Below are 8,435 nucleotides of genomic sequence, written 5' to 3' on the forward strand. Positions count from 1 at the left end.
GGCATCCTCAATCAAGAGTTCGAGATCCGCCGGTGGCAGCGCGCCAGCGCCCCGCTCGGGCCACTCGACCAGAATCAAACCAGGGCGTTCGAGCAGGTCACGCAGCCCGAGATACTCCAGCTCCTCGGGATCGGCCAGGCGATAAAGGTCCAGATGCACCACCGGCGGTTCGACGGCCTCATAGGGCTCGATCAAGGTATAGGTCGGGCTGCGCACGGGCGCCTGATAACCAAGCCCGCGCAGCAGGCCCCGCACCAAGGTGGTCTTGCCGGCACCGAGATCGCCGCGCAGATAGATCAGGCCGCGATACGACCGCAGCAGTCCGGCGAGGCGCGCGCCGAACGCAAGCTGCGCGGCCTCGCCAGCCAGTTCGATGGTGAGCGTGGCCGGTGTCTCACGCATCGTCGTCTCTCGGCACGCATGACCGCCTCTCGGCCAAGCCGAGCAAGGGCTGCAAGGCGGCGATCAGATCGCTCGCGATCAGGCCGCGCTCACCCCGCCTGGCGGCGCGGTCGCCCGCCGCCGCGTGCAGACAGACGCCCACCTCGGCCGCCAGCACCGGCTCCAGCCCCTGCCCGAGGAGCGCGGCGATGATGCCGGTCAGCACATCGCCCATGCCGGCGCTGGCCATGCCGGGGTTGCCCTCGCTACAGAGGGCGCGCGGGCGCGGCCCGGGGCCTTGGATCAGGCTGCCGGCACCCTTTAGCACCGCCACACCGCCATAGCGTTCCTGCAATTGTCGCACCGCCTCCAGGCGATCGGCCTCGACCTCGGCCACCGAACACCCCAGCAGCCGTGCCGCCTCACCGGGATGCGGCGTCAGCACCCAGTCATCGCGCCGCTGCGGCGCCTGGGCGAGCAGGTTGAGGCCGTCGGCATCCAGCACCAGCGGCATGGCAGCCGCGAGCACGCGCTGATAGAGCGCTTGCCCCCAGGTCTTTTGGCCCAGCCCCGGTCCGAGCGCGACCACGCTCGCGCGCGCCAAGGCGTTCTCAAGCGCCAGCTCGGAAACGCGCTCGAGCCCGCTCTCGAGCGTCGTTTCAGGCCTGGTCCCAAGGGCGTCCGTCTCGGCCACCCCATGCACCATCAGCTCCGGCCGGCCCAGGTTCAAAACGGCCGCATGCGCCGGATGCGTGGCGATGGCGACGCGCCCGGCACCGACCCGCAAGGCCGCCTCGCCGGCCAGCCGGGGCGCGCCGCTCATGCCGGCAGCGCCGCCAACCACCAGCAGGAATCCAAGATCCCCCTTGTGCGCGCTGCGTCGCCGCCGTGGCAACAAGCGCTGTTGCTGGCGCCAGTCGATACGCCGCGCGGCCGGAATTTCGCTGGCATAGATCAGCGCCGGCACGCGCAGCGCGTCAAAACAGACCTCGCCGCAATAATCCGGACCACGGCCGGTGAAGAGTCCAGGCTTGAGGCCGATGAAACTGATGGTCACCGCCGCCTCGACGGCGATCCCCAGCACCCGCCCGCTATCGGCGTGCAGGCCGGATGGCAGATCCAGCGCGAAGACCGGCGAGCGCGCCGCATTGCACTGCGCCACCGCGTCCGCCCAAAGCCCGGTGAGCGGCCGTTCGAGCCCGGTGCCCAGCATGGCATCGACGATCAGCTCGGCATCGGGCGGCAGGCGGGTAAAGGGCTCGATGCTGCCGCCCGCGTCCCGATAGGCGCGCGCGGCGGCCAAGGCCGGGCCGCTGAGTTGGTCATGCTCGCCCAGCGTCAGCAGGCGCACGCCGAGCCGATGCTGGTGCGCGAGCCGGGCCAGCACATAGCCATCGCCGCCGTTATTGCCAGCACCGGCGAGGACCACGATCGCGCCGGCCTGCGGCCAGCGCGCCCGCAACACCGAGAAGGCCGCAGCGCCGGCCCGTTCCATCAGTTGCTCGGCGGTGATCCCTGCTTGCTCGATCGCGGCCTGATCCAGGGCCCTGACCTGCGCGGCGCGATACAGCGCTCGGGGCAGTCGTTGCGTATCGGGTAGTGAACGCGTCATGCGGTTTCCTCTCGCGCCGGATTCGGCGCCTGCTTGGGATTCGGCTCCGACTCGGACCCGGTCGAGCGCTCGTGGCCATCCCGCGCCGATCGCGGCCCCATCAGAGCCGCAACAAGGTCGCGCGATAGTGCGCCAGCTCGGCGATCGATTCCTTGATATCGGACAGCGCCAGATGCGCGCCTTCCTTCTTCACCGCCTCGGCCACCTGCGGCGCCCAGCGCTGGGCGAGAATCTTCAGCGTGCTGACGTCGAGGTTGCGATAATGGAAGAAGGCCTCGAGCCGCGGCATCCAGCGCGCCAGAAAACGGCGATCCTGGCAGATGCTATTGCCGCACAGCGGCGAGGCCCCGGCCTTGCACCAGGCCTCGAGGAACGCCAGTGTCCGACGCTCGGCCGAGCGCTCGTCCTCGCGGCTGGTGCGCACCCGCTCCAGCAACCCGGACGCGCCATGATGCTCGCGGTTCCACGCATCCATCGCCACCAACACATGCTCGGGCTGATGGATGGCGATCACCGGCCCTTCGGCGAGGATTTGGAGATGGGTATCGGTCACCAGGGTGGCGATCTCGATGATCCGGTCGCGCAGCGGATCGAGCCCGGTCATCTCCAGATCGATCCAGATCAGATTCTCTTCATTGACCACAATCGCTCCCCAACATTTGATATCGCGGCTCGATGCCGCACTTGCATCAGCGAGCGTTCATCGCTCAAAGTGACAGATCGATCGCCCACACTCAGGTTCTAACGGAGACGCTCATGATTCAACAGTCCATGCTCCCAGGGTCCATGCTGAGCCTTGCCTCGACCTCCCTGCCGGCCACCCTACTGGCCTCCCTGCTCGCCGCCAGCCTCGGGGCGCAAGCCGACGAAAGGGTCGACGCGCAAGCGCTGGTCGAGAAGAACTGCACCAGTTGTCACGGCTCCGAGGTCTACACCCGCGACGATCGGCGAATCGATTCGCTCGATGGCCTGCACGCTCAAGTGCAGAGGTGCGAACAAAACCTCGAACTGACCTGGTTCGATGACCAGGTCGATGCCGTCACCAGCCTGCTCAATCGCAAATACTACAACTTCGAACGCTGAATCCAGAATTGGGCCCATTTGGGCCCAAATGACCCTATAACTGGGCGCGGACGAGCAACCCGCACATGCCACGACGGCGTCTCTCGGAGCGGCAGACCGCCCGCATCCAACGCATTCAGGAGCGCCGCCGGAGCAAGGTCGAGGCGCGCGCCGCGCTCGCGGCCAGCGACGACGACACCGCGCGTGACGGCCTCGTCGTCGTTCGCCATGGTGCCAATCTGATCGTCGAGGATCGGCAAGGTCGAGACCACCACTGTGTCAGCCGCCAGCACATCGGCCATCCCGTCTGCGGCGATCGCGTCGTTTGGCAGCCCTGTGGCCCGAAGGCCGGCGTGATTACCGCGCTCCACCCGCGCGACACCCTGCTTAGCCGTCCCGATGCCAGTGGCGCCGAGAAGCCGCTCGCCGCCAATATCGACCTGCTGATCATCGTCGTCGCGCCACAGCCGGCACCGACCGGGTTCTTGATCGATCAGTATCTGGTCGCCGCCGAACGCATCGGGGTTTCGGCCCTGATCCTGTGCAACAAGATGGATCTGCTTGTTGACGATGCCGCGCGCACGGCCTTTCTCGACGCTTTTCAGCATTATGCCGCGATCGGCTATCCACTGCTGCCATTGAGCCTGAAGCAGGACCCGAGCCTGGCGCCCCTGCGCCAGCGCTTCGCCGGCCACGCCGGGATCCTGGTCGGCCAATCCGGGGTCGGCAAGTCTTCGCTGATCAAGGCCCTGCTGCCGGATCTCGAGGTGCGGGTCGGCGCCCTGTCCGGCGCTACCGGGCTCGGCCGACATACCACCTCGGCGGCGACGAGCTATCGGCTGGCCTCAGGCGGTCGGCTCATCGATTCCCCTGGGGTACGCAGCTTTCGACTTGGCGCCCTCGAACGCGCGCAATTGGAGCAAGGCTTCCCTGAGTTCCGGCCCTTCATCGGCCAGTGCCGCTTCAGCAATTGTCGGCATGACCAGGAGCCTGATTGCGCCATCCGTGCCGCCAGTACCGCGGGCAGCATCGCGCCGATACGGCTGCGCGCGTTCCATCAACTGGCGAAGACCGTGACGCGCGACTCCAGCGGCACGCATTGACCCCTCTTCCAACCCTCGCTCAGCGGAGATACACATGGCCTACTGGCTCTTCAAATCAGAGCCCGATACCTTCGGCATCGACGATCTCAAGGCGCGCCCCGAGCAGACCGAGCCCTGGGATGGGGTGCGCAACTATCAGGCGCGCAACATGCTGCGCGATCAGATGCAGGTCGGCGATCTCGGCTTCTTCTACCACTCCAACGTCAAGCAACCCGGCATCGTCGGCCTCCTCGAGGTCGTCAGCCCCGGTTATCCAGACCCCACCGCCTTCGATCCGAACAGCCCTTATCACGACCCGAAGAGCACTCCCGAAAAACCGCGCTGGTATCTCGTCGACGTGCGTTACCGGCGTCATCTCAGGCGCCCCATTGGACTGGCCGAGCTAAAGCGCCATGCCGAGGGTGCCTTGGCGGGCTTCCCGCTCGTGCGCCGCAGCAACCGCCTCTCCATCATGCCGGTGACGCCCGAACACTGGGACTTCATCCTGGCGCTCGAAGAGCGCGCGCGGGATCAGGATTGAGACGGGGTTTCCGGCAAGATGATGTTGACTTCCAGGATCTCCTGGCTGTCCTCTTGCTCATAGCTCACCGAGACCGCGTCATTATCGACGGCCACATATTTGCGGATCACCGCGACGATTTCCTCCTGGAGTTTCGGTAGGTAGAAAGGCCGATCGCGGGCGGCGCGATCGTGTGCCACGAGGATCCGTAACCGCTCCTTGGCAACGGAGGCCGACCCCTTGCCGGACTCGGAATTGCTGCGGAAATAGTCGATGAGCCCCACCAATCACCCCCTAAATAGTCGGCTGAACAACCCCTTCCGCTCCAGGTCCAGAAAGCGCATCGGCCGCTCCTCGCCCAGATAGCGAGCCACCATATCGCCGTAAGCCAGGCCGGCATCGGATTCCTGGTCCAGGATCACCGGATGTCCGGCATTGGATGCATTGAGGACGGCCTTGGATTCAGGAATGACGCCCAACATCGAGAGCGCCAGGATCTCCTGCACATCCTCGACGCTCAGCATCTCGCCACGCAAGACCCGGTCCGGCGAGTAGCGCGTGAGCAACAGGAACTCACGGATTGGCTCCTGGCCCTCGAGCGCTCGCCGCGACTTGCTCGCCAGGATACCCAGCATGCGATCGGAATCGCGCACCGACGAGACCTCGGGATTGGTCACCAATACCGCGTCATCGGCGTAATACATCGCCATCAGGGCGCCGTGCTCGATCCCCGCCGGCGAATCGCAGACGATGTATTCGTAGGTCTTGCCAAGCTCGTCGAGCACCTGTCCGACTCCTTCCCGGGTCAAGGCCTCCTTATCCCGCGTTTGCGAGGCCGGCAGAATGAACAGGTGTTCGCAGCGCTTATCGCGAATCAACGCCTGATTCAGCGTCGCTTCGCCGCTGATGACGTTGGCGAAATCATAGACCACGCGCCGCTCGCAACCCATCACCAGATCCAGATTGCGCAGCCCGACGTCGAAGTCGATCACCACCGTGCGATGTCCGTGCTGCGCCAGGCCCATGGACATGGCCGCGGCGGTCGTGGTCTTGCCAACGCCCCCTTTACCCGAGGTAATAACGATCGTTCTGGCCAAATGGGCCTCCACTTGTGGGTTAAGTCTATTGCAAAAATCGATCGTGATCGGCAGCCACCGCGAGCCCGACTAGAGCGGCTCGATACGCAACACTTCATGATCCAGAAAGATCTGGATGCGGTGGCCCTTGAGCGTGGCCGGAATCTTATCGCTCACCCGATAATGGCCCGCGATGGAGACCAGTTCGGCCTGAAGGTCGGCGCAAAAAATCCGCGCATTGGTATTGCCGTGCAGGCCGGCCATGGCGCGGCCACGCATCGGCGCATAGACATGGATATTACCATCGGCCATCAGCTCGGCGCCGGAATTGACCGGCGCCAGCACGGTGAGATCACCGCCAGCGGCATAGACGCGTTGACCGGAGCGCACCGGCCGATCGATCAGGTGCGAGCCGGTCTCGATGCCGACCTGGGGCTCGCTTGTCTGCCCGGTCACCGGCAGCCCGCCCTTGATCTCGCTCTCGCCCGCGGCCGGATCCGGTCTCACGGTGTCCGCCAAGATCGCAAGCTCCATCGCCTTGGCCGACTCATGCTGGGCGCCACCGCCGCCGCGAACCCCGACCGGGATCATGCCCAGCCCGCGCAAAAGACCGACCAGCTGCGGGAAACCGACGTCCTCCTCCAACGAGGGCAAGGCGCTGAGTTCGATGACCACCGGCGTGTGTTGGAAAAAGCCCGGGGCCTGCTGAACCTTGGGCCTCAGTTCCGCCGCCACCGCGTCCATGTCGAGTCGTAACAACCGAATCACCGGCAGGGTGAAGGCGGCCGCCTTGAGTTCGAAGGCGGGCCCGGCGCCGCTGCTGCCCCCAGTGCCCGGCACCGCGCCGTTCACCGCCGATTCATGGGTCAATGACATGATCTCGAGGAGACTCCTTTAGGATTCCAGTCGGCGCGTCCCGGCTCGGTGGTTCAACCTGGAGGCCACTGCAATGGGCGCCCACCGAGCAGGTGGACATGCAGGTGATAGACGGTCTGCCCGCCACCCGCCCGGCAGTTGATGACCGTGCGATAACCCTGCTCGGCAATCCCTTCCTGCTCGGCGACCTTGGCCGCAGTCAGCAGCAGGCGGCCGAGCAGCTCGGCATCGCCCGCCTCGGCATCGCTCAGGGTCGGGATCGGCTTGCGCGGGATCACCAAGATATGCACGGGCGCCTGGGGATTGAGGTCGCGAAAGGCCACCACCTCGGCGTCCTCGTAGACCAGGTCGGCCTCCACCTCGCCGTTCGCGATTTTGCCAAAGATCGTCTCGGACATGATTCTCCTCGCCTCTCGGAGTGGATTCGGTCACAGCCCCTGGCGGCCGGCGAACGCATGCGCCAGGGTGCCCCCATCAACGAATTCGAGTTCTCCGCCGAGCGGCACGCCGTGGGCGATCCGGCTCAGCCGCAGACGCGAGTCACGCGCCAACTCGCCGATGTAATGCGCGGTCGCCAGCCCCTCGACGGTCGGACTGATGGCCAGGATCGCCTCCTCGAGTTCCGGCTCATGGAAGCGCGCCGCAAGCCGATCCAGGCCAAGTTCCTCGGGGCCGATGCCGTCGAGCGGCGACAAGCGACCGCCAAGCACGAAATAGAGCCCAGCGTAGTCCGTCGCCTGCTCGATGGCGACGATATCCGATGGCTGCTCGACGATACAGAGCAGGCTGGGATCCCTGCGCGCGCTTGAGCAGAGCGCGCAGCGGGCATGCTCGGTGAGGGTGCGGCAGCGCTCGCACCGGCCGATGCGCTCCATCGCCGCGGCCATCACCCGCGCCAGCTCGCGTCCCGCATCGCGATCGCGCTCGAGCAGATGAAAGGCCATGCGCTGCGCCGATTTCGGCCCAAGCCCGGGCAACCGCCGCAGCGACTCGATGAGCTGATTCAGCAGGCCTGCATCCGACACCGGAGATCACCGCCAATGATACCCGTCCGCGAGCGATTCAGAACGGCAGCTTCATCCCGGGCGGCAACGGCAGGCCCGCGGTCAGCTCCGCCATGCTCTCCTGCGCCCTCTCGGCCACGCGTCGCGCCGCGTCGTTGAAGGCGGCGGCGAGCAGATCCTCGAGCATCTCCTTGTCATCGTCCATCAACGCCGGGTCAATCTCGACGCGCTTGACCTCGTGGCGGCCGCTCATGGTGACCTTGACCATGCCCCCACCGGATTCACCGAGGTATTCCTCGTTCGCCAGACGCTCCTGCGAGTTCTTCATGTCCTCTTGCAGCTTTTGGGCCTGCTTCAGCATCCCACCCAATCCGTTCTTCATGGTTCAACCTCTCTCGTCGATGATCAAAAATGGCGTCGGCAATCTGCGCGCGATGCCGTCATCCGCCCTCGGCGCCGGCGCGTGGGGCCGATAGCGTACCTGGAATCCACTCGCCCTCGAAGCGCTCGCGCAACTGCCGCGCCACCGGATCCGTCGCCAGCGCCCGTTCCGCCTCGGCCAATTGCCGCGCGTCGTCGCGGGCACGGCGCTGGGCGGGGGTTTCCACGGCCGGCGCATCCGCCGCAATCTCCAAGCGCAGCCCGTCGCACGCCAAGGCTGCGGCCAAGGCCGCAGCGAGCCGCTGCTCAGCGCCCGTGGTACGCAAATGCAGGTGACCGGGATCGAGCACGAGCCGCAGCCGCGCGCCATCCCAGGCAGCGAACGCGCAATGGCGCGCCAACTCCAGCGTCAGTCCACTCAGCTGCATGCGGGTGACGAGG

General features: G+C 66.1%; 13 protein-coding genes. 3 read left to right on the plus strand and 10 right to left on the minus strand.

The features are described from left to right. From tsaE to orn, 3 genes are all read right to left on the minus strand, one after another. A partial coding sequence (tsaE, locus tag ACLFQI_RS09115; RefSeq protein WP_410758678.1) for a tRNA (adenosine(37)-N6)-threonylcarbamoyltransferase complex ATPase subunit type 1 TsaE occupies nucleotides 1–402 on the minus strand: 402 nt, incomplete at its 3' end. Next, entirely contained in the window at nucleotides 395–1,993 is a 1,599-nt protein-coding gene (locus ACLFQI_RS09120) for an NAD(P)H-hydrate dehydratase (RefSeq protein ID WP_410758680.1), read from the minus strand. The genes ACLFQI_RS09120 and tsaE, both read right to left, overlap by 8 nt. Before the next feature lie 100 nt (nucleotides 1,994–2,093). After that, nucleotides 2,094–2,639: an oligoribonuclease gene (orn, locus tag ACLFQI_RS09125; protein WP_410758698.1), complete on the minus strand. Its 546-nt coding sequence runs from the start codon at nucleotides 2,637–2,639 to the stop codon at nucleotides 2,094–2,096. A gap of 125 nt (nucleotides 2,640–2,764) precedes the next feature. Between orn and ACLFQI_RS09130 the strand changes: the two genes are divergently transcribed. The 3 genes from ACLFQI_RS09130 (at nucleotide 2,765) to ACLFQI_RS09140 (ending at nucleotide 4,678) form a co-directional block, all read left to right on the plus strand. After that, nucleotides 2,765–3,076, plus strand: a complete 312-nt coding sequence (locus ACLFQI_RS09130) for a cytochrome c (RefSeq protein WP_410758681.1) — start codon at nucleotides 2,765–2,767, stop codon at nucleotides 3,074–3,076. A 65-nt stretch (nucleotides 3,077–3,141) separates the two neighbouring features. Beyond that, a complete protein-coding gene (gene rsgA / locus ACLFQI_RS09135; protein ID WP_410758683.1) occupies nucleotides 3,142–4,158 on the plus strand; it encodes a ribosome small subunit-dependent GTPase A in 1,017 nt (338 codons plus the stop codon). Between the two features lie 34 nt (nucleotides 4,159–4,192). Continuing rightward, nucleotides 4,193–4,678 carry an EVE domain-containing protein gene (locus tag ACLFQI_RS09140; RefSeq protein ID WP_410758685.1) on the plus strand — a complete coding sequence of 162 codons (486 nt, stop codon included), beginning with the start codon at nucleotides 4,193–4,195 and terminating at the stop codon, nucleotides 4,676–4,678. Here ACLFQI_RS09140 and minE read toward each other — a convergent pair. The 7 genes from minE to ACLFQI_RS09175 form a co-directional block, all read right to left on the minus strand. Then, nucleotides 4,669–4,941 carry a cell division topological specificity factor MinE gene (minE, locus tag ACLFQI_RS09145; RefSeq protein WP_410758687.1) on the minus strand — a complete coding sequence of 91 codons (273 nt, stop codon included), beginning with the start codon at nucleotides 4,939–4,941 and terminating at the stop codon, nucleotides 4,669–4,671. The genes ACLFQI_RS09140 and minE overlap by 10 nt on opposite strands. Before the next feature lie 3 nt (nucleotides 4,942–4,944). Continuing rightward, the gene (gene minD / locus ACLFQI_RS09150) at nucleotides 4,945–5,754 is read right to left on the minus strand and encodes a septum site-determining protein MinD (protein WP_410758689.1); all 810 of its coding nucleotides are present in this window, start codon (nucleotides 5,752–5,754) and stop codon (nucleotides 4,945–4,947) included. Between the two features lie 69 nt (nucleotides 5,755–5,823). Beyond that, nucleotides 5,824–6,609, minus strand: coding sequence for a septum site-determining protein MinC (gene minC, locus ACLFQI_RS09155; RefSeq protein ID WP_410758691.1), 786 nt, complete (start codon nucleotides 6,607–6,609; stop codon nucleotides 5,824–5,826). A gap of 53 nt (nucleotides 6,610–6,662) precedes the next feature. Further along, a complete protein-coding gene (locus ACLFQI_RS09160; protein ID WP_410758693.1) occupies nucleotides 6,663–7,007 on the minus strand; it encodes a histidine triad nucleotide-binding protein in 345 nt (114 codons plus the stop codon). 30 nt (nucleotides 7,008–7,037) lie between these two features. Beyond that, nucleotides 7,038–7,634, minus strand: a complete 597-nt coding sequence (gene recR / locus ACLFQI_RS09165; protein ID WP_410758694.1) for a recombination mediator RecR — start codon at nucleotides 7,632–7,634, stop codon at nucleotides 7,038–7,040. Nucleotides 7,635–7,671: 37 nt separating this feature from the next. Next, nucleotides 7,672–7,995, minus strand: coding sequence for a YbaB/EbfC family nucleoid-associated protein (locus tag ACLFQI_RS09170; RefSeq protein WP_410758696.1), 324 nt, complete (start codon nucleotides 7,993–7,995; stop codon nucleotides 7,672–7,674). A gap of 58 nt (nucleotides 7,996–8,053) precedes the next feature. Further along, nucleotides 8,054–8,435: DNA polymerase III subunit gamma/tau C-terminal domain-containing protein (locus ACLFQI_RS09175; protein ID WP_410758697.1), on the minus strand; the 382-nt coding region annotated here is incomplete at its 5' end.

Origin of the sequence: Halochromatium sp. (assembly GCF_046541315.1) — a bacterium.
Taxonomy (GTDB): domain Bacteria; phylum Pseudomonadota; class Gammaproteobacteria; order Chromatiales; family Chromatiaceae; genus Lamprobacter.